Source organism: Pedobacter sp. GSP4 (assembly GCF_051857575.1).
Taxonomy (GTDB): domain Bacteria; phylum Bacteroidota; class Bacteroidia; order Sphingobacteriales; family Sphingobacteriaceae; genus Pedobacter.
In genome coordinates this window covers 329,109-352,736 of record NZ_JBPZIR010000003.1, presented here as the reverse complement: position 1 = coordinate 352,736, position 23,628 = coordinate 329,109, and the positions used below count along the sequence as shown (strand labels likewise).

The window sequence follows — 23,628 nt, the reverse complement described above, 5'->3', positions numbered from 1 at the left end:
TTAAATGTAAAACTTGGATTAAATGAAAAATGCATCCGATTGGAAGCATCTGTTTGTAGATGGGTATATAATAGAAATGCACCGTTTTTAGGCGGTGCATTGTGATTTTACTGGTTTTGATAGTTAGGGTGGGTGAACCAAATGGACTGATTTCAGCCTTTCTAAAGTTGTTTAGGTTGGATTTGTCGAGGTTGGTTAACTGTATGAATTTCGATTTTGTCGCTTTTGACTTTAGTCTTTTAAATTTGAAAGTCGGTATTTCAGACAGGCTCTTTGTTTAATTCTCAGAGTGAATTTTAATGGTTAAATGCAATAAATCTTTTTAAGTTCACATCAGATCAATAGCGGGGGTTTGATATGATATAGGGTACTTGCGAAGAACACACAGATCCATCAAATCAATTGTAAAATCAAAAAAAAATTTTTTTTGAGAAGAGCTTTAGCATTAGTTTTAAGGGGCTGTGGCTAGAGATTCTAATTTAGTTTAATAAGAATGTCGCTTATCAACTTATCAGTAACCTATTCCAGTATTTAAAAAGATTCTTGCATAACCTTTATATAAGGAGTAGCATGACTTATACTGGAAATTGGAAATTATCATTTATCATCTATTCTCCAGACGTTTTCCCCTTGTTTGTTCTTTGTTTGTGTGACTTTATTAAATAGGCTTTTCAGTTTAGTAGCAGATGCTTTAATTGGTATTATTGGAACTCCTTTCCCCTTAATGATTGAATGTATCGTATAGCATTGCTGTAGATATAGTGATGCCTCTTTAGTCGACACCTCGTTATTCCCATATTTTAAAAAGTAGTCTTCTGCAACAAGTTTCATTCCTTTGATGTTCCTGGATTTCCGATATTCTTCTCTTAAGATAGTAGGTTCAAAATTGCAACTCTTCATTAACTCAAATCCAAGTTCTGTATAGTATTGGATAATGTCTTCGAAGTCCACCTTTAGTTCCGCTAAAATAAAACGGTAATCGTCTTCCTGAACTTTTGAATTATGTATATCATCTAGATATTTAGCAATTAGCATTATCTTGTGGGTTACTTTCATCCGTTTGTCAATCTCTGGAATTTCAGGAACATGGGATCGACGTATAATAACTTTATAATGTGATTGTTGCCATGCTTGGCTTATATAGTTAAGATGATTATATTCTTGATCGCAGTAATCCCTGTTAACAATGCGATCAACTTTGAAGTGATTTAATGTTATTTCATCTCTGCTTTTTATTCTGTCAGCATATTTAATTGGTGATCTGTAAATATCTTCATCGGGCTTGCATGCGTTCATTTTACAATCTTCAATATGGTCATTATAGCTTTTAATCGTTGATTCAGCAGTTTTAAAAGTTCTATCAGCAATTGATTTAAAAGATTCAAAATGAACCGTATTTCTGTCATTTGTAAGATGTATAAGTCTATTTGATTTTTTGCGGTTCCTTCCCATTGCCTGTATACACTTATTTGAAACACCTGTTCTTAAAGTTATATTATGAATGTCCGATACAACAATGGTTGTCGCATTGGCATCGTGTAAATCCCAACCCTCGAAATATTTGGTAGTATAAAAGTTAAACTTAGAGAATGTTGTGTCCTGTGGAATATCTTTAAAGTAAACCTGTAGTTCCTCCAGTGTTTCCCTATTCTCTTTGTCATCTTTACAGAAGATGCTGCAGTCTTTAAGATTTGCCATTTTTATTATATCGGTAATACCTTTCACAGCATTAAGGAATATGTGTACTCTATGAGGAAATTGTTGTAATTCTTTAAGGTATTGATACAGCTTTGTAATAACATTAGCAGTTGAGACAACCTCAACATTATTAATTGCCGTTGTAAAGCCGATTGTATACGTGTCAAAAAATTGGATTTGTGGTATAGAGAAATCATATGGTGTTGCACTAATCATCGCCTTGTTTCTGAAATTAAAGAAGAAGTTAAATGCATCTAGCATATTCTTTCTATAAGCGTCTGTAATCGTAGCATGTGCTTCGTCGAATAAGATGAACCAATCTCTATATAGCTCATCTGTTGGAAATCCACATGTTATAATTTTTCTCAACGATTCAGGTGTACAGAATACCTTTTTAAACTTAGAGTTATCTAGCATGAATTCTCGTAATTCAGTAAAATTAAAATCCCGTGTCTTACCTCTTGCAACGAAATAGCTATCTTTAAGATTTCCATTACTGTCATAACACTTATTATCTATTATTGCATTTGTAGGCACGATTATTATAGAGTTCCGTTTAGCGATAACCACTTCCAGATAAGTACCACCGATTCCGCATCTCCCTTTATTAATTATTGCATTTGAAGGAAGAATATCAAAGACCTTTTCAAGTGTATCGTTCGGATCAATCTCAAATGTATATTCTGTTCTGATAGGCGTTTTAAGAATTGTAACAGGCTCGATTATGTGTGTTCCTTGTATCATTTTAAGAAATTGTACCAGACTTTAGCGTCTTGTCGATACAAAGGTTCATTGTATTTTGGGGTGATTTCGAATAGGCCAGCTGCCGTATTTAAATCAATTTTATATCGCTGATCTATAGTTAATTAGAGTCTATTATTGCTTATGGGGTAATGAGAAAGGAGACAGCCATATGATTGTCTCCTAGGTTTAGATAAGTATTTCTGAATGCAGTTATGAATCACTATCGTCAATTGATAAATCGCTCTCACTGCTTATGACTTCAACAAGCTGTTCGTCGTCTGCTAACGACACATTCACCAAGTTAGCATCAAAGTCATCTTGCAAAGCTTCGTCTGAAAGTATGCTGTTGTGAAGTTCTAAGATTTCCATTTCTTGTAAATGAAAATCACAATCAATCGCACTCAGTTCATCGAACATCTCTCTATAATTCTGTTCATCTAGAAGCTCCCAGACAGCACAATGGTGCGGTTTATGTGGCTCTATCTCATTTGGTATGATAAGAAGATTTTGGACGTGAAGAATATACTTTTTTAAATCATTGTAAGGTATGTGTTTTGGTCCATCTGATTTCGGGTTGTAAAGTGATCCTAGTCTCACTTTGGTAGTTTGTTTCTCATAAAGCATACTTTTCTCACCTTTAAAAAGAACGTTTGCTATAGGATATTCTTTACCATTGTGGTATGTTTCCAAGTATGTTTCTAATACTTGATACAGACCTTTTCTTAAGCTAATTGCTTTCATGTCGATTGTATTCATGTTATATAATTAATTGTTGTGCGCCCTGTGGCATAGCACAAAATTGACCATAACAATTAACCCAAATCGAGTAGAGAAGCTCGCTAATAATTAATTATAATATATCACTAGAAGACAGTTGTTTATAGCAGTACTGTGTTTAACGAAGTTAGATGAGTAGAGTTTGTAATAACAGATCTTATATAGTTTATTTTCTCAATATCCATCTCATGTGGTAGATTGATTAATCCATGCAGTTTACAGGTTTCATAAATTACTCTTGCTTGGTCATTTGTTAGTGTGGCAGTTGGATGTCTCAAGGGTGAGTAGGTGTTCAGATAATTGCGAAGTGTTTTACAGATGGTATAAAGCATCTGGCTATTAAAAGCCTTGTTAGTGATAACAATAAGCTTTCTATTTAATGCCGTAATATCATCTAAGCTTGGTTTAAGATTCTTCACTTCCTCAATTAAACTAAACGGTACTAAATGTTCATCACGTTTTATTGCGGAAATTAAAGCGCCAATTGTGCCCTGTAATGCTGCTGATATTAATTCTTCATCACGTAGCTTGGTATATTCCTCAAACTCTTTGCCGACTAAATTGTCAGTTATCTCTAAGCTGATTTTTCCAGTGCATTTCTGAAGCTTTATTAGATTAGTAAGTAAACTTAGATTTGAACTAAGGATTTTATAACTAGTAGATTCCTCTAAAATGAAGTTCCCCTCAATTGACTTTAAGTAAATGGTAATGTATGCTAGGTGGCCAATATGTAAATGAACCCCAAGATCAGCTAGTTTTTCAGCATGAGCAATAAATATCGCTTTAGCTTCTTCTTCATTCTCAGCCTCTAGCAGCACTTGAAATTCATAATCTTCTTCTAATGATTGTCCTTTAGATTTTCTAATGTTGTAAACTCCTTCGGCAGCGGTATGAAAGTCTTTTAGTATTTCATAAGTAATTTGACTTCCTCCTGTAACTAAAACTTGTGGCATAGAATATTTAGATCGGTTATGTTCAGTCAGTAAATGTAAGGAGCTTCAACTCAATAATTAAAAAGATCGCTGATTCTAATCTAAAACAATCATTATCTTTACAACAATGAAAAATTCAATCAAGAACTATCATAGAGAAGAGTTGCTCAATCTTGCGTATGAGATGGGAATTCCTATCAGATCAACCGAAGATTTGAAGCAGTTCGAATTTGAACTTGTTATAAATGGTGATTTGCCTGAAGCAGTGTACGATCAGAGCAAAAATGAGATTAATCCCCATTCAAATGATATCAAGAAGATACTGGAATTGGTAACTAAGATGGATAGTTCAATAAATCCTGAACCGTCACCCTATCAATCTAAGAAAGAATTAATTAGTGCTCGTGCAAAGGCTGATATAAAAAGAGATAGTATTACTAATAAGAGAAAATAATCCTTATCTTTGCAAGCTTTAACAAAGGGCTGTTAGACAAACTTTAATAGCAATTTGCGATTAGATCAGTCCCAAATATAGCCCCAAAGTTAAGAAAATCAGACGTAAGTCGTTGATTAATAGAGTTAAAATACAAACCCCATAAATTACTTGTTTTAATGGAACAAACCGTAGAACAAAAGCTAAAGGCTTTATACGAATTACAAAATATCCACACAAAAATTGATAAAATCCGCCAGGTACGTGGCGAGTTACCAATGGAAGTTGCCGATCTTGAGGATGACGTTTTAGGATTAGAAACCAGAATTTCAAAAATCAAAGGCGATCTTGATGATCTGGAGGATTCGATCGTAACCCGTAAAAATACAATCAAAGATGCACAAGCTGCAATCAAAAGATACGATTCTCAATTAAAAGAAGTTAAAAACAACCGTGAATACGATGCTTTAACTAAAGAAATTGAGATTCAAGGTTTAGATATCCAGGTGTCTGAAAAGAAAATTAAAGAGCACGGTTTTGAAATCACTTCTAAAACTGAAGTTTACGAGGCCGCTAAAGCCGAACTAGATGGCAGAAAGAAAGATTTAGAAGTTAAAAAAGCAGAGCTTGACGTAATTACTGCAGAAACTGAAAAAGAAGAGCAGGATTTACAAAAGAAAGCAGATAAAGCTGAGCCTCAAATCGAAGAGCGTTTATTGGTTGCTTACAAACGTTTACGCAAAAATGCTGTTAACGGTTTAGCCGTAGTAACAATCGATCGTGATTCTTGCTCAGGTTGTTTCAACCAAATTCCACCTCAACGCCAGTTAGATATCCGTCAACGTAAAAAAATTATCGTTTGCGAGCACTGTGGCCGTATTTTGGTTGATGAAGCTTTAACCCACGAGGTAGCAGAAGCTTAATCAGCATCATAAATTATTGAAAACGTCCCGATCTAAAATCGGGACGTTTTTTGTTTAGGGCAAAACAACAGTGGCACTTTAACGTTAAATGTAGATATTTGTTAACAGGTGAAAGCCCTTGCCTACGGGGAATACCAAAAGAAAATACCATTTCCATATGACCAAAAGCTTGCGTTCCGTTGTCTTTGCCATTCTATTACTATTTCCATCTGCTTTATTTGCCAATTTCGATTACAATGCCAATTGCTTAAACGCCTATAAAAGTATATTTGAACTGAAACTCGGTAACGCCAAGGCCTATATTTCTACTGAAAAAAAGCAAAGGCCCAACAATTCCATCATTCTGCTTTTAGAAAACTATGTAGATTATTTTACCTTGATTACATCTGAAAGCAAGGCCGATTTTGACCGGTTGAAGGGGAATAAATCTGCACGGTTAGACCGCATTGCAGATGATGATAAAAATTCTCCCTATTATTTATATGCCCAGGCCGAAATTAACCTGCAATGGGCCTTAATTCATGGCCGTTTTGGTGAGTTTTTTAATGCGGCAATGGAAATTAAGCGGGCCAACAGCCTGCTGCAGGAAAACAGCAAGAAATTTCCAAACTTTCCATTAAACGCCAAGGGTTTGGGTTTGGTAAATGCTGTTTTGGGCAATTTGCCCGATGGCGCTTTGAAAAGCACGCTGGCCACTTTCGGCATTAAGGGCAATCTTCAGAACGGGTTGAACCTATTCGAAAAACTGGCCGAGGGTTTACCAAAATCATCATACGAGCCGTTTTATGAAGAAGTTGTTTTTTATTACGCCTACGTACTTACTGATGTAGCGCACAGTCCCTCGGCTTATGCCAAAACAATGAAATATACTGAACGCATTGCAGATACAAGCCTATTAAAGAGCTACCTGCAAAGCTACGTTTGCATTAAAACCGGGCATAATGAAGAAGCGATACAGATTTTGGCCAAAAAACCCGAAAGCCCCGTTTACCAACCTTTTCCTTACCTCGATTATTTGGAAGGCGTGGCACACCTCAATAAACTGGATTTAAATGCAGCCACCTATTTTAACCGCTTTTTGCAAACCAATAAGGGGGTAAATTATATTCGCGACACTAATATGCACCTGGCTTGGATTTCGCTCTTAAAAGGGGATAAAAATGGCTATACGGCCTATGCCAATAAAGCTGTTAACACCGGATACCTTTACCACGATAAAGATAAGCGGGCAAAAAGTGAAGCTGCAGATACACCTCCTGTGGTAGATCTCTTAAAAGCACGGTTGTTATACGACGGTGGATACTTAAATAAAGCCCTCCAAATATTGGATAATAAGAAAGCGGGCGATTTTGCTGCGGATAGAGATAAAACAGAATTCAGCTATCGTTTGGGGCGCATTTATGACGACCTGGGAAATGATGATCAGGCTTTAACCGCCTATCAGGCTGCCATTAATCAAGGCAAAGGGTTGAAATATTATTTTGCCGCTAATGCCGCACTGCAAATGGGCAAGATTTACGAGAAGAAAAAGAATGCAGCCAAAGCAAAAGAGGCTTTCAATACAGCTATTTCCATGAAAAATCACGAATTTGAAAGCAGTATCGAAAGCCAGGCCAAGGCCGGATTAAAAAGATTGTCTATTTAAAAACGGTACACAAAGGCATTGATGTGCATGCCCGCCCCTACCGAAGCAAATACCGCAACATCGCCCGCTTTAACTTTATAACCTTTAACTTCTTCTTTTAAAACCAGGTCTAACAGTGTTGGTACGGTTGCTACCGAGCTGTTTCCAAGCCAAGAGATGGTCATTGGTACTAAATTTTCGGGTACGGTATCTTTGCCGTATAACTTAAACAGTCTTTTCATTATGGCGGTATCCATTTTGCCGTTGGCCTGATGAACAAATACAATATTGATATCTTCTACGCCTAAGCCCGCTTTATCTATTGCCTTTTTAATTACCTGTGGTACTTGTACAACGGCAAACTCGTACAGCTTCCGTCCGTTCATTTTAAGGTAGAAATTTCCGCTGGTTTCGTCGGGATGCGATCCCTTGCCCATTGTTAACAGGTTGGCGTAATTCAGGGCGTGTGTTTCTGTTTTGTGGGCCAAAATCCCCTTTTTTTCTTCTTCGGCTTTGGCTTCAAAAATTACTGCTCCTGCACCGTCAGAAAAAATCATACTGTCGCGATCATGTGGATCGATAATGCGGCTTAAAGTTTCGGCACCAATTACCATAACACGTTTGGCATCGCCACTTTTGATGTAATAATCGGCCTGTATGGCACCCTGTACCCACCCCGGACAGCCAAAAATCAAATCGTAAGCCACGCAATCGGGGTTATGGATGCCCAGCTGCTGTTTTACTTTAGAAGCAAGCGAAGGTAAAATGTCGATCCGGTTACTGCCCAAAGGGATATCGCCAAAATTATGGCAAAATATAATATAGTCTAAGGTTTCCTTATCGATACCGGCATTTTCGATTGCCTTTTCTGCCGCTTTAGCCCCAATGTGGTTGCTCAGTTGCTCCGGACAGGCATATCGCCTTTCCACAATCTCTGTAATTTCCGAAAACTTATCAATAATCTCCGAATTTTCTTTCTCCAGGCGGTTTCCATTCTCAAAAAATGTCGAATTTAGAAACTCATTACCAGAAATAATATTCTGCGGAATATAACTTCCGGTACCGGCAATTACCGTATTTATTGCTTTGCTCATAATTATAATACCGCATACTAAAACGGTATGTAGTATAAAACTATCAATTATATTCGGTAATCGAAAATAAATTACATTTTAACGCAGCTTATTTTCGAAGGCAAATTTTAACAATCCTGCTTTTCCGGTTACGTTTAGCTTTTGTGCCATGTTTTTACGGTGCGTATCTACAGTATTTAAACTTATAAATAATTTTTCAGCAATCTGTTGTGAAGTATAGTCATCACTGATCAATTTTAGTATTTCCATTTCCCTTGTGGTTAAGTTATGGCTTTTTTGAAAATGATCGCTATCACTAAAAGCAGAAAAGGAATCTGCCGCTGGCTTAATTTTTTCGAAATACTTCTTCCCGTCCTGAATGCCGGTTATAATTTTAAACAAGGTATTGGCATCTGTATCCTTTTTAACAAAGGCCCTAACCCCTATTGTTTCGAGCTTGGTAAGCAGCTTGGTTGTATGGTACATGGATAAAACCATTATTTTTACCGATGGAAAGAACTGTCTTATTTTTTCGGAGGCTATTTCTCCATCCAGAACAGGCATATTCAGATCGATGATTAGAATATCGGGCTGCTGATGGTTTAACAGATGAAGCGTTTCTTTTCCATTTGCAGCCATCCCAATTACCTTAAAATTAGGCTGCTTAGAAAGGATTGCCGATAATCCTTCTGCAAATAGCTTATGGTCATCGGCTATGATTAAAGTGATCGGATTTTGAGTGCTGCTTTCCATTATTTTAGGGGTATATCTATTGTAGTTGTAGTACCGTTCTGGTTACTGTCTATCTGTATTTTGCCGTTCAGGTAATTTACCCGCGAAAGAATATTTTGCAGGCCAAGGCCCTTTTTATCGGTAACGGGATTAAAGCCAATGCCATTATCTTCAGCCATGATATTGATCCTTTCATCGAACGACAAGATCTGTATGGTTGCCTTCGATGCATATGCATGCCTTATAATGTTGTTTACCAGCTCGTTAACAATCCGGTAAATAGTAATTTCCATATTGCTATCAATGGGGTGCGCCAACTGAAATACAAAATCGAAAGCAATTTTGCCCGAATGGTTTAGGGATCTAAAATGCTCATTAAGGGTTTCAATTAAGCCTGTCTGCTCAAAGTTTTTGGGCATTAGGTTATGCGAAATTTCCCTCAAATCGGCGCAGGCTTTCTCAATCATACCAATGGTTTTATCGTAAAATATGCGCTCATCATCGTTTAATTTTAATGCCTTATGCTGGAAGGCCGTTATGTTGAGCTTAATGATCGAAAGTGTGCCGCCCAGGTCATCGTGCAGATCGCGGGCCAAGCGCGTTCTTTCATCTTCCTGGGCATGGAAAATACCATCGGCCAGATCTACCTGGTGCTTGCTCTTTTCTTCAAGTAAAATTTCTTTTTCCTTTTTTAAAAAGTTATACCGCTGGGTAAGAGCAAATGATAAAAATATAATCTCAGCGGTTAAGCCAACTACCAGGCCGTTGGGTTTTAGCAGGTTAAAGTTGGTAATGCCCAAGGTGTTGAAAACATAATTGAACACACCAAAAAGCAGCATCACCGTTGCAATAAAGTAATACCAGCCCAATTTATACCCTGCCCGTATCCGTTCTATTACGCAGATAATGATTACAATTACGGTTAACAGCGCTAAAAAGTTGTTGATGTAAAAAACTGTTTTTTCGAATATTATGAAGGATTTAAACAGCATGAGCACTGGAATTATGGCCATGGCCCAACAAAAGCGCTTGTAATAATTGGTAAACCTGTGCAGGCTGCTATTGGATGGGTTCTGATTAACAAAAAGCTGCATTACCTGTATCAGTAAACCACAACTTAAAGAGGCCATAATTAGCCTCATGTAATCTTGTAAGCCGGGTAAGTTTGGATAAAACCATTGAAAGGCCAAGCCTTCTTCTTCCAGGATAAAAATTAAGGTACAGAATATATAAATAGCGTAATATAGGTGGATAGTATCCCTGATCGATACAAAAAGCAGTAAATTAAATATCACCGCAAACACAAAAATGCCGGTGTAAAAACCAAAAAGGGTATGCTGGGGAATTTCGGCCTGAATGATATCAACATCGCGGCCTATAAACATGGGCATGTACATGTTCTGGCCCCTTTTATCGGCCCATAAGTAAAAGGAAGCTTTTTCGTGCGGTGAGAGTAAAATAGGATAAATGAAGCTCCGGTTGCGGTACGGACGCTGCTTAAACGGAAAATGATCGCCTGTTAAGCCTAAAGGATGTATTTTTCCTTGCTCATCTACCTTAAAAAGCTGGAGCCGGTTAATGCTCGAGCTCTGCTCTTTAAACATGAGGTGTACTGTATGGTTTAGCGTATTCTCCACGTCAAAAGCGATCCAATAATAAGATTGTGTGTAACCCTTACTAAAAACCTTACCTGGTATGAGCGGCGAAAGTTTATTGGCCTGTTTGTAGCGGATAACCGAATCGATAGTGAGGTTTAAATTCTGGTCTTCGTAAAAGTAGCCGTGTTTACTGATATTGAATTTAATGGCCGTATCTATTAATATGGGGTTATTGTGCTGCGCCGAGCAAATATTTGCATAGAAGCAAAAGAAGATCAAAATGCTGAATAAAATTTTATTCATTGTTGTGAGCGGTTTGATAGTAAAAATATCGATTAAAAAATGCTTTTGCCAATTCTGTTACAAAACTTTGGGCCCCATTATTCCCTTATCCGGAAAGTAGCTACATAGGCATAAAAGTAAGGGATAATGCAGGTAAAAAATATACCGCTTAGTAGGTATATAATGTGGTATGTGCAAGCGGTATTTTAGCAAAACCTTAGGCATTGCCATATCAAAGCCAGTAAGGAGAGTTTTTTAAAACCTATATTCGGAACAGCATATTAACAATTAACTGCTCTTATGAAAAATATTATTTTGCTGCTATGTACGGTTCTGGTAATTAACAGCGTGGTAAATGCACAGGGAACCGAAGATCCCATCCATCGTGTGGGGGCTATTCTTAATCAGGATTACTTTTTAAAATTTATCAACCCCAGCTTAAATCAAGATAGAAATTATACCATGGGCGCCGCCCTACCCGTTTTTCAGTACGCAAAAATGGGCGAAAAAGGCTGGGTATATGCGCCACATAGGTTCTTAGCCAAAGCGATCATAGGGAAATCGAAAGAGGATTACAAATTGATCGATGCGACAGTGATGCTTGCGAACACAACCTTTACCCCACTGTATCTTGGCAATCTTCATGATCCAGAAAGTGAGTATAAGCGCAAGAACGATAGGCCATTTGCCAGTTTAAATTTTATCGGTACAAGCTTAGGTCTGCAAAGCGAATCGGGCAACGAACTGTTAACCATCGGGATCAACATTGGTGCAATTGGACTAGATGTGTCCAAAGCAGTTCAAACAACAATTCACCGCGACCAATGGTTTGGCACCATTGCCCCAATTCCGTATGGCTGGGAAGACCAGATTTCTGATGGCGGCGAACCTACTTTATTGGTGTCGGGAAAGAAAGATTGGCTGCTTTTGGGTAAGGTAGATGGTATGAATAGCCGTAAATATTTTCAGTTAAGTGCTAATGCCGAACTCCGATTGGGCTATTATGTTAGTGGAGGTGTAGGCTTAAATACCAGGATCGGCCTTTTGGATAGCAGAAACTGGGGCATAAATGCTTTGCCCATGGCAAATGCCACGGGATTGATTGAAACAAAGAAAAATTTATTTGAGCTATTCCTGTTGGGTGGAATAAAAGGAAATGGCTGGCTGTACAATGCACTAATGATGGGACAGTTTAAAGACGGACCTTATCAGTTAAGTTTTAATCAGCTGAACAAAGGAACGCTCGATTGGAATTTAGGTATAGGAACAAAAATTCCGCTGTGTAAGAACCGCGCCATCAGAGCGTCTGTTATGGCTGTTGGCCGATCGCCAGAATTTAATACAGTTAAAGAATTCGAAAGGTGGCACTCATGGGCCGATATTCAACTGTATTACGAATGGTAATTAAGTAAAATCATCGATTAAAAACACAAATAGCTCCTTAGGACCATGCGCACCCAAAACCAGTGTTTTTTCAATATCGGCGGTTCTGCTCGGGCCGGTAATATTGCTGATCATGGAGGGGATCTGATTGCCATATTTGTTTTTCAGTAAGGCAAAGGCATCTTTCAAATCTAAAACCAACTGACTTGTTTTGGCAATTACAATATGGTGGTGCGGAAAAATACTCAACCTCCTGCCTGCTGCGCCCTGGTTGGTAACCATTACACTTCCGTTACGGGCAATTAATGCCTCGCAAAGGGTAATACCTACTTCAGCCTGTTCAAAATCTTTGTCTGTTTGGTAAAAAGGGAATTCGTATTTACTTAAAAATTGCTGCAGCTCAGGCTCCCAGCAATATATTTTGCGCCATTTAAACTTATCGGCAAGCTGTAACATGTTTTCAAAAAAATCTATCCCATCCTCGCAGAAGATAAAATTGCCAGAAATTGCTGTAAGCTGCTCGGCAAACAGCACTTCAAGCTCTTCTGTATTTTTTTTATACAGTATGCTTTCTTCTAAATTGGGATAAGGGTTTTCACGTTTTTCTAAAAGTGCTTTTCTTATCTTTTTTAGTATTTGTTCTTTCGCTGTCGTATTATCCTTCATTATAAAAAAAAAAAGCTACCCTAATGATGAACTAGGGTAGCAAATGTAATAATAGAAATTGTTTTTTATGCTTCTACAGGAGTAATATGTCCTGGAGTTCCGCTTTCTCCTTGGTTTTCGAATAAACGTTTTCCGAAAATCTCTTCTAAGTCATCCTTAAACAATACCTCTTTTTCAATTAAGATATCGGCCAATTGAACCAGTTTATCTTTGTTTTCTTCTAATAAATTAATGGCTCTTTGGTATTGTCCTTCAATTAACGAAGATATTTCTTTGTCAATCGTTAATGCAGTATCCTCAGAGTAGGGTTTAGAGAAATTATACTCATTCTGGCCTGACGAATCGTAATAGGTAATGTTACCTAATTTTTCGTTCAAACCGTAAATGGTAACCATGGCCCTTGCCTGTTTGTTTACTTTTTCAAGATCGCTCAGTGCTCCTGTTGAGATGGTATCGAACATTACCTTTTCGGCTGCCCTACCACCCATTGTGGCACACATTTCATCAAGCATTTGGTGCGGGCGAACAATTAAACGCTCTTCTGGTAAATACCAGGCTGCACCTAAGCTCTGTCCACGTGGCACAATAGTAACTTTAACTAAAGGTGCTGCATGCTCTAACAACCAGCTTACTGTAGCATGGCCAGCTTCGTGGATGGCAATAGCACGTTTTTCGCTTGGGGTAATGATTTTGTTTTTCTTTTCTAAACCACCCACAATCCGATCTACAGCATCCAAGAAATCTTGTTTATCAACTGCCGATTTGTTTTTACGGGCAGCAATTAAAGCGGCTTCATTACAAACATTGGCAATATCTGCACCAGAAAAACCCGGTGTTTGCTTGGCTAAAAATTCAGTGTCTAACTCTTCCGATTTTTTAAGTGGTGTAATGTGTACTTCGAAAATCTGTTTACGTTCAATAACATCTGGTAGGTCAACATAAATCTGTCTATCAAAACGGCCAGCCCTTAAAAGTGCTTTATCTAAAACATCAGCACGGTTGGTTGCAGCCAAAATAATAACGTGTGTATTGGTGCCAAAACCATCCATCTCAACCAGAAGTTGGTTCAGGGTGTTTTCGCGCTCATCGTTTCCGCCCATTACCCCGTTTTTACCACGCGCACGGCCAATCGCATCAATCTCATCAATAAAGATAATACAAGGCGATTTATCCTTAGCCTGTTTAAATAAATCCCGCACACGTGAAGCACCTACCCCAACAAACATTTCTACGAAATCAGATCCTGATAAAGAGAAAAATGGAACCTGTGCCTCGCCAGCAACAGCTTTGGCCAATAATGTTTTACCCGTACCCGGAGAGCCTACAAGTAATGCTCCTTTTGGTATTTTACCACCCAGATCGGTATATTTTTTTGGGTTTTTAAGGAAATCTACAATTTCCATTACCTCGGTTTTGGCTTCTTCTAAACCAGCCACATCGTTAAACGTAATGTTTACCTGGCTTTCTTTATCAAAAAGGGTTGCTTTCGATTTTCCGATACTGAAAATCTGTCCGCCACCGCCGGCACCGCCACCCATTCTGCGCATCATAAAAATCCAGAAACCGATTAAAAGCAATACCGGAAGGATAATGCTCAAGAACCAGCTTGCCAACGGATTGCTGCGGTTTTCAGAGCTGAAAGTAATTGCTTTTCTGCCTGCAGGCAATGCTTTTTGCGACTCGACCAAAGCAGCCCTTAAATCGGCAAACTTACCACCATAGGTAAAGTAAACCGTTGGTCCGTTTGATACGTTAAAAGAACTTGTGCTTTTGTATGCTTTATACTGAGGTTTGTTTAAGCTATCTTTTTTAATGTAAACTTCTGCCTTAACCAAATCTTCAGTTTGGTAAGCAACAATTTTATCTACATCACCAGTTAATAACATCTGGCTTTCGAAAGTATCGTATTTAACTTCTTTTCCACTATCGGTTGTAAATAGAAACTGGGCTGCAATAATGGCTATGATAATGGCAGCATAAACCCAAAAAATATTGAATTTTGAACCTTTTTGTGGTTTCTTGGGGATGTTGGGCAGTCTTTTTCCCTGCTTATTGTTTTCGTTGGTATTTTGATTGTCGTTCATTTGTCTTTGTCAAAATGGTTGTATAGGGTTATGCGCTCTGATAATTTGTGCTTTCGGCATCACCCCAAAGTTCTTCGATGCCATAAAAGTGGCGCTTTTCGGTTTTAAAAATGTGCACAACCACATCAAAATAATCGAGTATAATCCAATCGGCAGATTCAAAACCTTCTTTATGCCTTGGATCGGCCTGAGTGGCTTTATATATTTCTTTTTCTACACTATCTGCAATAGCTTTTACCTGCGTACCTGAATTGGCACTGGCAATAATAAAGTAATCTGCTACTGAGGAATGAATATTTCGAAGGTCTAACCGCACTATATCTTCTCCTTTTTTCTCCTGTATGCCATGCACGGCTAATTCAGAAAGGTATGTAGAAAGGGCTACTATTTTCTTTTTTACCATTAAAATGCTTTAATTTTGGAATTACAATATTATAAATTCAACACTTGCAAAATAACACTTTTTCGACACTATTTGTTGGTCAAAATTTAATCAAATTAAAAGAGGTTGATTCTACCAATAACTTTTTAAAAGATTTGGTGTCAAAATCCGAGCCATTAGCCGAAGGAACTGTAATTATGGCAGATAATCAGTTTGCCGGTAGGGGCCAGCAGCAAAGTGTTTGGCAAACACAGCCGGGTAAAAACATCAGTACCAGCATTTACCTAAAACCATCTTTTTTGCCGCTTGATAAACAGTTTTATTTAAATATAGCCGTTAGTTTAGCCGTTAGCGAAGCATTATCGTTTTTTGTACCCGCCGGAATACAGGTAAAATGGCCAAACGATATGTATTATTTAAGTAAAAAATTGGGTGGGATACTAATTGAGAACACACTGACAGGAAATTATATCAAATCATCGGTAATTGGCATTGGATTAAACATCAATCAGACTGAATTTGCTGAAGATATTAGCGAAAAAGCTACTTCGGTAATCCAAATTTTACATAGAGAAGTGTTTTTAATGGATATTATGGAGAAAATATTCATATTTATGGAAAAATACTACTTAATTTTGAAGGCAGGAAAGTACAGTATTTTACAAAAGGATTACCTAGCCAGACTATATAATTTTGATATTAAGGCTTTATATAAACAGGATGGAGAGATTTTTGAAGGTATAATAAAGGGTGTTGAAGAAAACGGAAGATTGATGGTAGCTACCACAAGCGGTTTAAGAACATTTAACTTTAAAGAAATAGAATTTACACACACAAAATAAACACATAATGAAAAAAATCAGTTTAATGCTGGCAATGGTGCTTTTTGCCGTTGTTGGTGCATTTGCGCAAATCGAAAAACCGGTTACCTGGTCTTATGGTGCTACAAAGATTAGTAAAACAGAAGCTATTTTATATTTAAAAGCTACTATTGAGGATAGATGGCATATCTATTCGCAAAATGTTAAAGATGGCGGACCGGTAAAAACAACATTCACCTTTGCACCATCCAAAGACTTTAGCCTGGTTGGAAAAACAATCGAACCAAAAGCAATTGTGAAATACGAAAGCACTTTTAAAATGAACGTAAGTTATTTTGAAAAGGTAGTTATCTTTCAGCAAAAAATTAAGCTCAACAGAAATACTACTGTTGTAAAGGGTAAAGTAGAATTTATGGTTTGTAACGATAAACAGTGCCTTCCGCCTGAAGAGGTTGAATTTAGTGTACCTGTTAAAGAAAAAAAATAATATTGAATTAAAAAGCTCTCAATTTGAGAGCTTTTTAATTATTCCATAATTATAGGATGCGTGTGCGATAAGTTAAATTATCCAAATGGGATAAAACAGCCGCTCCAGCCACCACCTGGACAAGAAGGATCCTCAACCCATTCACATCTTCCTTTTGCTTCTGCAGTTCCACACTCACTGCCTACAGCTAAACAAGTGCTTGAGCAAGCGCCGCTTCCCGTATCTCCACTCCCAGTACCACCCATTACTTTCTTTAATTGCGCTCTGGTTAACACTTCACCTTTATCAAAGGCATTAGGTTTTAAACTTAATTTTTTCATGTTTTGATTTTAAGATTTTGATAAATAATTGATTATAACTTGAAGTTGCGATTAGCCTCTCTTAAAATCAAACTTATTATGTAACCCCCCTCATTTTATTATTCAAACCCGATTAAGGAACTAATGTTAGCATTTTAAAATAAAACTAGGATACTGAAAGCGAAATTGAATTATAAGGGAATTATTCTTTTTAAAGTAAAATCTACGCGCGTTAGTGGTTTATAAAAAGCCGTTTATAAAATTATTCTTAATTTCACGGTTTCAAACACACACACACAATACACAAATGAAAAAGGTTTTATTATTGTTGCTAGCCGTTACAATGTTTATTGCATTGCCTGCGGTTAGAAGTTACGCCACAGTAACGCAAGATACCACAGCTACCGCCCCTCCTGAAGATATTGTTTTTACCGAAGTTGGCTCAGCGCAGGATAGCGCAGCAAACAGCGCCATCAAAGATTCGGTAAAGCAGGATACCGTTAAAGCAGATAAAGCTGCTGTTGTAGCTAAAAATGATGCGCCCAAACAATCGTTATGGGTTACTTTTGGTTTAGGCCTTTTGGCCGGTATTGCCGCATTCTTTCTTCCCTGTATATTTCCAATGGTTCCGCTTACTGTTGGTTTTTTTACCAAACGGGCCGAAAGCAGGGCTAAAGGAATTAGGAGCGCCATTATTTATGGCCTATCCATAATTGTGATTTATGTAGGGCTGGGTGTAATTATTACCTTAATCTGGGGCGCAAGCGCACTGAATGAAATATCAACTGATGGCTTCTTTAATATATTCATCTTCCTTATACTCATCGTTTTTGGGGTTTCTTTTCTGGGGGCTTTCGAAATTACGCTTCCGAGCTCTTTTGTAAACAAACTCGATGCAAAGTCGGATTCTAAAGGCTTAAGTGGCATTTTTTTTATGGCAGCTACTTTAGCTGTAGTATCATTCTCTTGTACAGGACCGCTCATCGGAACTTCGTTGGTTGCCATTAATACCGATCTGTTAACTCCTGTTGTGGTGATGTTCGGTTTTTCGTTATCGTTGGCCGTGATATTTACTTTGTTTGCCATTTTTCCAAGCTTGATGACAGGTTTGCCTAAATCGGGCGGATGGTTAAATTCGATCAAGGTTTTTCTGGGCTTTTTAGAATTGGGATTATCGCTTAAATTCCTTTCTACTGCCGATTTAGCTTACCATTGGGGAATATTAGACCGCGAAATTTTCTTGGCGATCTGGATTGTTTTGGCATTGATTCTTGGTGTTTACCTGTTAGGAAAGATCAAATTCTCTCACGATAGCGATCTTCCATATGTTTCTGTTCCAAGGTTATTTATTGCAACAGCAACTTTCGTATTTGCCATTTACCTGATACCGGGTTTGTGGGGAGCACCTTTAAAAGCTGTTAGTGCTTTGGTTCCGCCATTGTCTACACAAGATTTCGTTATTGGCCAGGATAGCGGATCAGGGTCAAATCAGGGTGCAGCTTCTGCCAGCCATTCGAAAAGAAAGTATGCCGATTTTCTGCACATCCCGCACAACATTGATGGTTTTTTCGATTATGAAGAAGCTTTAGCCTATGCCAAAGAAGTTAAAAAGCCTCTTTTCCTTGATTTTACAGGCCATGGCTGTGTAAATTGCCGCGAAATGGAAGCCAGGGTTTGGTCTGATCCACGGGTATTAAAAAAATTGAAAGAAGATTATATTGTGGTATCCCTTTACACCGATGATAAAACCGATCTGCCGGTTGCAGAGCAGTTTGAATCTAAAATACTGGGTACCAAAGTAAATACAGTAGGTAAAAAATTTAAACATTTACAAGCTGAAAGATTTAATACCATTTCGCAACCATATTATGTACTTTTGGGCACTGACGAAAAATTATTGGTTTCTCCACCAATTGGTGTAGAATTTAACATAGATACCTATTTGAAGTATCTCGATAATGGATTAGCAGAATTTGCCAAGAAACAAACAAATGAATAAGATTAAAAATATTGGTGTTTTAACCTCAGGTGGCGATTCGCCGGGTATGAACGCTGCAATCAGGGCTGTAGTTAGGGCCTCAATTTATTACGATATTGAAGTAACGGGGTTCATCCGCGGTTACGAAGGATTGATCAACAACGATTTTATCCCGATGGACCGTAAATCTGTAGCCAACATTGTACAACGTGGCGGTACCATTTTGAAAACTGCCCGTAGTGATGCTTTTAGAACTGTTGAAGGCCGCAAAACCGCCTATCATAACTTAAAGGATAAAAATATTGATGCTTTAATTGTAATTGGTGGAGACGGAACATTTACCGGCGCGAATATTTTTGCCAAAGAATTTGATTTCCCGATTGTGGGTTTGCCTGGAACAATTGACAACGACCTCGCCGGAACTGATTTTACCATCGGTTACGATTCGGCAATTAATACTGTTGTTGATGCTGTAGACAGGATCCGTGATACTGCCGAATCGCATGATAGGCTTTTTATTGTTGAGGTAATGGGCCGCGACTCTGGCTTAATTGCATTGAGAAGCGGTATTGGCGTGGGTGCAGAGGCTATTATGATTCCGGAAGCGAACATGAACGTAGATGATATCCTGCATAAACTAGAGCATAGCCGTAAAGACAAAGCCTCGAAAATTATTATTGTTGCCGAAGGCGATGATACGGGTGGCGCATTTAAGGTAGGCGAAATTTTACAGGAGCGGTACCCGCATTATGATACCAAAGTTTCGGTTTTAGGGCATATTCAGCGTGGTGGAAAACCAACCTGTATGGACCGCGTATTGGCCAGTCGCTTAGGTGTTGCTGCTGTAGAGGGTTTAATTAACGGAGAAGGCGGCGTAATGGCCGGCCAGGTAAACCGCGAAATAGTTTTTACACCTTTTGATCACGCCATAAAACATATCGATGCTGAAAAAGTGAGTTCTAAATGGCTAAAACTGATTGATATACTTTCGTTTTAAAAACACAATATAAAAAGAAAAGTCTTTCCCGCACCGGAAAGACTTTCTTGTTTTTGCTTAGTTTCGCTATAAGCAATTTCTTAATCTTCTAAAATTACGGCAGTGCCATTGGCGCTAACCATGAGCATGCTTCCGCCGCTGCCAACAGTTTCGTAATCTAAATCAACACCAACAATTGCATTTGCACCAAGGGCTGCTGCGTATTGTTGCATTTCATTAACAGCTGTATCTTTGCCTTCTCTTAAAACACGCTCGTACGAGCTCGATCGGCCTCCTACAATGTCTGTAATTCCTGCAAATAAATCTTTAAAAATATTTGCACCAATGATGGTTTCTCCGGTAACTAGACCAATATATTTTACAATTTTTCTGCCCTCAACAGTAGGCGTTGTGGTTACTAACATAGTTTCAGTTTTTTTATAATTAGAATACTATCTTTCTAAAATGTTACAGCTTTTTTTAACATTGGGCGCGTAAGGCTTTTTTAGCTTCAAAATAAATTTATGTAATTGTACAGGGTTTTGCATCACTATTAAAAATCAATAGTTATGAAACCATTTAAAACTTTGGCCCTCCCCTTTCTTTTGCTAATCACTCTTTTTGCTCAGGCGCAAATGCCTGTTCTTAAGGTTCAGCAGGCAGAAAACAATACACAAAGCGAGGCTGTAAAGCTTAAAAAGCTAAGCATTGATGTACAGATAACCGGAAATATTGCCACAACGGTAATGACCATGACTTTCTACAATAGTAGCAACCGCATTTTGGAGGGAGAGCTAACTTTTCCAATGCCAGAAGGTGTAAGTATTAGCCGCTATGCATTGGATATTAATGGCAAAATGCGGGAAGCCGTACCGGTAGAAAAAGCAAAGGCCACAGCGGTTTTCGAAAGTATTGAACGCCGGAGGGTTGACCCCGGTTTGATGGAAAAGGTAGAAGGAAATAATTTTAGGACCAGGATATACCCTTTGCCCGCCAACGGTAGCCGGACAATTGTTGTAGGATATGAAGAAGAGCTCAGCTTTAGCAATGGAAATGCACTCAGTTACCATTTGCCACTCGATTATAACCAGGCTATAGAAACCTTTGCATTAAAAACGACGGTTTACGAGAGTGTGCTTAAACCTGAACTTGCCGAGCAGCCCGATGGCAGTTTTGATTTTAAAGCCCGTGGCAACACCTATACAGGCGAAATAAATAGAACCGATTATTTACCAAAACATGGCCTAACCATCAAATTGCCTAAACGGAATGATCTGCCAGAAATACAGCTGCAAAAAGCATCAAGCGGCTATTATTTTCTGGTTAATCTTTTTCCTAAAAGCCAAAGCCGCGAAAAACAGTGGGGCAATAAAATCGGGTTGCTGTGGGATACCTCTTTAAGCGGTTTACAGCGAAATACCGAACAGGAAATGGAACTGTTGGATTTAATTATCAACCAAAAACAAAATTTAACCATCCAGTTGGGCCTGGTTAATCATACTTTTAAAAATGCAGGAACCTTTGTCATCTCAAACGGCAACTGGACCCAGCTAAAAGAGAAATTAAAAAACCTGGTATACGATGGTGGTACAAACCTGAGTGCCATAAATGCGAAAGCCATCCCTGCTGATGAATACCTTTTGTTCAGTGATGGCCTATCAACCTTCGGTAAAAATACAGTAAGCTTAAATAAGCCCGTTCATTGCGTTAATACCGCACTAAAAGCAGATTACAGTACTTTGAAATATGTTAGTTTAAAAACCGGCGGACAGTTTATAAACCTGAATGCACTTTCTGTTAAAGAGGCCTTTAATCAGTTAAATGTGCAGAACCTTCAGTTTCTGGGTATAAAAAATGGTGGCAATATCCGGCAAACTTACCCTGCAATGAAGGTAAATGTAAACGGTCATTTTTCTTTGGCAGGTATTATGAATGAGCTTAACACCGAATTTACCTTACAGTTCGGTTTTGGCAACACCGTTGTATCAGAACAGATAATCCGTTTAAATGCGAGAGAACATACGTTAAGCAGTATAGACGTAAGCCGGGTTTGGGCACAAAAGAAGATTGCCGAAATGGATATCCAGTACGAGGAGAATAAAGATGATATGGCTGTTTTGGGTAAACAGTTTGGTATTGTTACGCGCAATACGAGCCTCATCGTTTTAGAAAATCTGGATGATTATCTGCGCTATGATATTGCACCGCCCGTTGAACTGCAGCAGGCGTATAATTCGGTTTTAAAGCAACGAAGATTGGCTTTATTGGAGCAGAAGAAAAATTTATTGGATGCCGCTGTAGCCATGACCAAAGAACTGAAAACATGGTGGAATACTGATTTCAATTATAAAGAACCTGAAAAGAAAAAAGAAACTTATCCTGACCCTGGGCAAAGAGATGTTAAGGGAGATCCTACCGCAGATATTGCGATACCTGCTCCGGCTGGCCAGACCAGCAGAATAGAAATTGCAGCTAGTGAGGCCCGTGCACGGAGCCAGGCCAAATCGGTAAGCGAGGCGAGAGTGCCAGTACCCGCTGCCCGGCCGGACAGGGAAATGATTGGCAGCGGGAGCAATGCGCTAAATGAAGTTGTGGTAGTGGGCTATGGCACTCAAAAAAAACAAGTATTGGCAGGGGCAACGGTAACAATAAGCGGTAATGTTGCAAACAGTTTACAGGGCAGAGTTGCAGGTGTTGTAACTGGAAGTTCGGTAAGAACTGTTCGCCAACAGGCCGTCATTATTGTACCCGAATTTAAAAGCGATAAGGATTATATGAAAAGCCTGGTAGGAAAACCCGATAGTGCTTACCAGGCTTATTTAAAAATGAGGCCAAAATACATCACTACGCCAATGTTTTATTTTGATGTATCCAATTGGTTTTACCAGCAGAAAGATAGTGTAAGGGCCTTAACCATTTTAAGCAATATTGCCGATCTGGACTTAGAAAATGCAGATCTGTATAAAACGTTGGCCTATAAGCTAAAACAGGTGGGCAACTATGCAGATGAAATTTTTATTACCCAAAAGGTTGTACAGTGGAGGCCAATGGATGCACAAAGTTACCGCGATTATGCACTGGCCCTTGCCGATAATGGCCAATACCAGGCGGCGTTTGATAATTTGTATAAAGTGCTTACCCAAAGTTACAATGCGCAGATTTCAGATAGAGATGAGGGAATTGAAGAAATTGTAATTGCTGAAATGAATAACCTTATTACAAAACACCGCGATAAGCTGAGTACTAGAGGCATTGACCGCAGGTTGATACAACCATTGCCCGTGGATATACGCGTGGTGCTAAACTGGAACAAGAATGATACAGACATAGATTTGTGGTTAACCGACCCAACCGGGGAGAAAGGTTATTACGGCAATTCAAAGACTAAAATAGGCGGCAGGATCAGTAACGATTTTACTTCGGGCTATGGCCCTGAGCAGTTTATGATCAAGAAAGCCGCCAAGGGTAAATATAAAATCGAAGTTAATTATTATGGCGATAGGCAGATCAACATCAGCGGACCTACCACAGTAACCGCCGAAATTTACACACACTACGCCACAGACAAGCAGGAAAGAAAAATAATAGTACTGCCATTGGCTGCCGGATACTCTGGTGGCAATCTGGTTGGGGAGTTTAGTTTTTAAAAGATGATTACCCAAGATGAAAGGGTTACCCTGCTTGGGTAGTTCCATAATCTTAGCAATCGTCATTTCGACTGGATGGCAACGGAACG

20 protein-coding genes are annotated in these 23,628 nt (G+C 38.6%); 9 read left to right on the top strand and 11 right to left on the bottom strand.

Annotated features, from left to right (window positions below; genetic code table 11):
- Nucleotides 1–597: 597 nt before the first annotated feature.
- The 3 genes from ACS5PU_RS08710 to ACS5PU_RS08700 form a co-directional block, all read right to left on the bottom strand.
- Nucleotides 598–2,442 carry a DEAD/DEAH box helicase family protein gene (locus ACS5PU_RS08710; protein WP_439458900.1) on the bottom strand — a complete coding sequence of 615 codons (1,845 nt, stop codon included), beginning with the start codon at nt 2,440–2,442 and terminating at the stop codon, nt 598–600.
- 210 nt (nt 2,443–2,652) lie between these two features.
- Nucleotides 2,653–3,198: a hypothetical protein gene (locus tag ACS5PU_RS08705; protein WP_439458899.1), complete on the bottom strand. Its 546-nt coding sequence runs from the start codon at nt 3,196–3,198 to the stop codon at nt 2,653–2,655.
- Between the two features lie 122 nt (nt 3,199–3,320).
- Entirely contained in the window at nt 3,321–4,172 is an 852-nt protein-coding gene (locus tag ACS5PU_RS08700) for a hypothetical protein (RefSeq protein WP_439458898.1), read from the bottom strand.
- A gap of 106 nt (nt 4,173–4,278) precedes the next feature.
- Between ACS5PU_RS08700 and ACS5PU_RS08695 the strand changes: the two genes are divergently transcribed.
- From ACS5PU_RS08695 to ACS5PU_RS08685, 3 genes are all read left to right on the top strand, one after another.
- Nucleotides 4,279–4,605 (top strand): hypothetical protein, encoded by a 327-nt coding sequence (locus ACS5PU_RS08695; RefSeq protein WP_439458897.1) that lies wholly within the window; start codon nt 4,279–4,281, stop codon nt 4,603–4,605.
- Nucleotides 4,606–4,763: 158 nt separating this feature from the next.
- Complete coding sequence (locus ACS5PU_RS08690; RefSeq protein WP_439458896.1) at nt 4,764–5,507, top strand: zinc ribbon domain-containing protein; 744 nt, start codon at nt 4,764–4,766, stop codon at nt 5,505–5,507.
- Nucleotides 5,508–5,664: 157 nt separating this feature from the next.
- Entirely contained in the window at nt 5,665–7,152 is a 1,488-nt protein-coding gene (locus ACS5PU_RS08685; RefSeq protein WP_439458895.1) for a tetratricopeptide repeat protein, read from the top strand.
- Here the strand turns inward: ACS5PU_RS08685 and ACS5PU_RS08680 are convergent.
- From ACS5PU_RS08680 to ACS5PU_RS08670, 3 genes are all read right to left on the bottom strand, one after another.
- A complete protein-coding gene (locus tag ACS5PU_RS08680; protein WP_439458894.1) occupies nt 7,149–8,225 on the bottom strand; it encodes a 3-oxoacyl-ACP synthase III family protein in 1,077 nt (358 codons plus the stop codon). The genes ACS5PU_RS08685 and ACS5PU_RS08680 overlap by 4 nt on opposite strands.
- Nucleotides 8,226–8,303: 78 nt before the next feature.
- Nucleotides 8,304–8,957, bottom strand: a complete 654-nt coding sequence (locus tag ACS5PU_RS08675) for a response regulator (protein WP_439458893.1) — start codon at nt 8,955–8,957, stop codon at nt 8,304–8,306.
- The gene (locus tag ACS5PU_RS08670) at nt 8,957–10,837 is read right to left on the bottom strand and encodes a sensor histidine kinase (protein WP_439458892.1); all 1,881 of its coding nucleotides are present in this window, start codon (nt 10,835–10,837) and stop codon (nt 8,957–8,959) included. Before ACS5PU_RS08670 ends, ACS5PU_RS08675 begins: the two co-directional genes overlap by 1 nt.
- A gap of 279 nt (nt 10,838–11,116) precedes the next feature.
- On the opposite strand from ACS5PU_RS08670, the gene ACS5PU_RS08665 reads away from it, so the two are divergent.
- On the top strand, nt 11,117–12,220 hold the full coding sequence (locus tag ACS5PU_RS08665; protein ID WP_439458891.1) for a lipid A-modifier LpxR family protein: 1,104 nt from the start codon (nt 11,117–11,119) through the stop codon (nt 12,218–12,220).
- Here the strand turns inward: ACS5PU_RS08665 and ACS5PU_RS08660 are convergent, their stop codons facing one another.
- The 3 genes from ACS5PU_RS08660 to rsfS form a co-directional block, all read right to left on the bottom strand.
- A complete protein-coding gene (locus ACS5PU_RS08660; RefSeq protein ID WP_439458890.1) occupies nt 12,221–12,865 on the bottom strand; it encodes a LutC/YkgG family protein in 645 nt (214 codons plus the stop codon).
- A 65-nt stretch (nt 12,866–12,930) separates the two neighbouring features.
- Entirely contained in the window at nt 12,931–14,949 is a 2,019-nt protein-coding gene (ftsH, locus tag ACS5PU_RS08655) for an ATP-dependent zinc metalloprotease FtsH (RefSeq protein WP_439458889.1), read from the bottom strand.
- Between the two features lie 28 nt (nt 14,950–14,977).
- On the bottom strand, nt 14,978–15,352 hold the full coding sequence (gene rsfS / locus ACS5PU_RS08650; protein WP_439458888.1) for a ribosome silencing factor: 375 nt from the start codon (nt 15,350–15,352) through the stop codon (nt 14,978–14,980).
- Between the two features lie 44 nt (nt 15,353–15,396).
- Here rsfS and ACS5PU_RS08645 point away from each other — a divergent pair, with 44 nt between their 5' ends.
- On the top strand, nt 15,397–16,173 hold the full coding sequence (locus tag ACS5PU_RS08645; RefSeq protein ID WP_439458887.1) for a biotin--[acetyl-CoA-carboxylase] ligase: 777 nt from the start codon (nt 15,397–15,399) through the stop codon (nt 16,171–16,173).
- Nucleotides 16,174–16,180: 7 nt separating this feature from the next.
- Nucleotides 16,181–16,639, top strand: coding sequence for a protein-disulfide reductase DsbD domain-containing protein (locus ACS5PU_RS08640; protein WP_439458886.1), 459 nt, complete (start codon nt 16,181–16,183; stop codon nt 16,637–16,639).
- 77 nt (nt 16,640–16,716) lie between these two features.
- Here ACS5PU_RS08640 and ACS5PU_RS08635 read toward each other — a convergent pair whose 3' ends face one another.
- Entirely contained in the window at nt 16,717–16,959 is a 243-nt protein-coding gene (locus tag ACS5PU_RS08635; RefSeq protein ID WP_439458885.1) for a hypothetical protein, read from the bottom strand.
- A 286-nt stretch (nt 16,960–17,245) separates the two neighbouring features.
- On the opposite strand from ACS5PU_RS08635, the gene ACS5PU_RS08630 reads away from it, so the two are divergent.
- Complete coding sequence (locus ACS5PU_RS08630) at nt 17,246–18,937, top strand: protein-disulfide reductase DsbD family protein (RefSeq protein WP_439458884.1); 1,692 nt, start codon at nt 17,246–17,248, stop codon at nt 18,935–18,937.
- Nucleotides 18,930–19,913 (top strand): 6-phosphofructokinase, encoded by a 984-nt coding sequence (gene pfkA, locus ACS5PU_RS08625; protein ID WP_439458883.1) that lies wholly within the window; start codon nt 18,930–18,932, stop codon nt 19,911–19,913. The genes ACS5PU_RS08630 and pfkA overlap by 8 nt, the downstream gene beginning before the upstream one ends.
- An 80-nt stretch (nt 19,914–19,993) precedes the next feature.
- On the opposite strand, the gene ACS5PU_RS08620 is transcribed toward pfkA, so the two are convergent.
- Nucleotides 19,994–20,317: a heavy metal-binding domain-containing protein gene (locus ACS5PU_RS08620; protein WP_025141635.1), complete on the bottom strand. Its 324-nt coding sequence runs from the start codon at nt 20,315–20,317 to the stop codon at nt 19,994–19,996.
- Between the two features lie 144 nt (nt 20,318–20,461).
- Between ACS5PU_RS08620 and ACS5PU_RS08615 the strand changes: the two genes are divergently transcribed.
- Entirely contained in the window at nt 20,462–23,539 is a 3,078-nt protein-coding gene (locus tag ACS5PU_RS08615; RefSeq protein WP_439458882.1) for a VIT domain-containing protein, read from the top strand.
- Nucleotides 23,540–23,628 lie beyond the last annotated feature (89 nt).

Excerpts from the sequence above, each read along its gene's own strand:
- rsfS (WP_439458888.1), bottom strand. The coding sequence starts at position 15,352 with ATGGTAAAAAAGAAAATAGTAGCCCTTTCTACATACCTTTCTGAATTA.
- ftsH (WP_439458889.1), bottom strand. The coding sequence starts at position 14,949 with ATGAACGACAATCAAAATACCAACGAAAACAATAAGCAGGGAAAAAGA.
- ACS5PU_RS08685 (WP_439458895.1), top strand. The coding sequence starts at position 5,665 with ATGACCAAAAGCTTGCGTTCCGTTGTCTTTGCCATTCTATTACTATTT.
- pfkA (WP_439458883.1), top strand. The coding sequence starts at position 18,930 with ATGAATAAGATTAAAAATATTGGTGTTTTAACCTCAGGTGGCGATTCG.
- ACS5PU_RS08660 (WP_439458890.1), bottom strand. The coding sequence starts at position 12,865 with ATGAAGGATAATACGACAGCGAAAGAACAAATACTAAAAAAGATAAGA.
- ACS5PU_RS08630 (WP_439458884.1), top strand. The coding sequence starts at position 17,246 with ATGAAAAAGGTTTTATTATTGTTGCTAGCCGTTACAATGTTTATTGCA.
- ACS5PU_RS08710 (WP_439458900.1), bottom strand. The coding sequence starts at position 2,442 with ATGATACAAGGAACACACATAATCGAGCCTGTTACAATTCTTAAAACG.
- ACS5PU_RS08620 (WP_025141635.1), bottom strand. The coding sequence starts at position 20,317 with ATGTTAGTAACCACAACGCCTACTGTTGAGGGCAGAAAAATTGTAAAA.
- ACS5PU_RS08675 (WP_439458893.1), bottom strand. The coding sequence starts at position 8,957 with ATGGAAAGCAGCACTCAAAATCCGATCACTTTAATCATAGCCGATGAC.
- ACS5PU_RS08665 (WP_439458891.1), top strand. The coding sequence starts at position 11,117 with ATGAAAAATATTATTTTGCTGCTATGTACGGTTCTGGTAATTAACAGC.
- ACS5PU_RS08705 (WP_439458899.1), bottom strand. The coding sequence starts at position 3,198 with ATGAATACAATCGACATGAAAGCAATTAGCTTAAGAAAAGGTCTGTAT.
- ACS5PU_RS08635 (WP_439458885.1), bottom strand. The coding sequence starts at position 16,959 with ATGAAAAAATTAAGTTTAAAACCTAATGCCTTTGATAAAGGTGAAGTG.
- ACS5PU_RS08700 (WP_439458898.1), bottom strand. The coding sequence starts at position 4,172 with ATGCCACAAGTTTTAGTTACAGGAGGAAGTCAAATTACTTATGAAATA.
- ACS5PU_RS08640 (WP_439458886.1), top strand. The coding sequence starts at position 16,181 with ATGAAAAAAATCAGTTTAATGCTGGCAATGGTGCTTTTTGCCGTTGTT.
- ACS5PU_RS08615 (WP_439458882.1), top strand. The coding sequence starts at position 20,462 with ATGAAACCATTTAAAACTTTGGCCCTCCCCTTTCTTTTGCTAATCACT.
- ACS5PU_RS08695 (WP_439458897.1), top strand. The coding sequence starts at position 4,279 with ATGAAAAATTCAATCAAGAACTATCATAGAGAAGAGTTGCTCAATCTT.
- ACS5PU_RS08670 (WP_439458892.1), bottom strand. The coding sequence starts at position 10,837 with ATGAATAAAATTTTATTCAGCATTTTGATCTTCTTTTGCTTCTATGCA.
- ACS5PU_RS08690 (WP_439458896.1), top strand. The coding sequence starts at position 4,764 with ATGGAACAAACCGTAGAACAAAAGCTAAAGGCTTTATACGAATTACAA.
- ACS5PU_RS08680 (WP_439458894.1), bottom strand. The coding sequence starts at position 8,225 with ATGAGCAAAGCAATAAATACGGTAATTGCCGGTACCGGAAGTTATATT.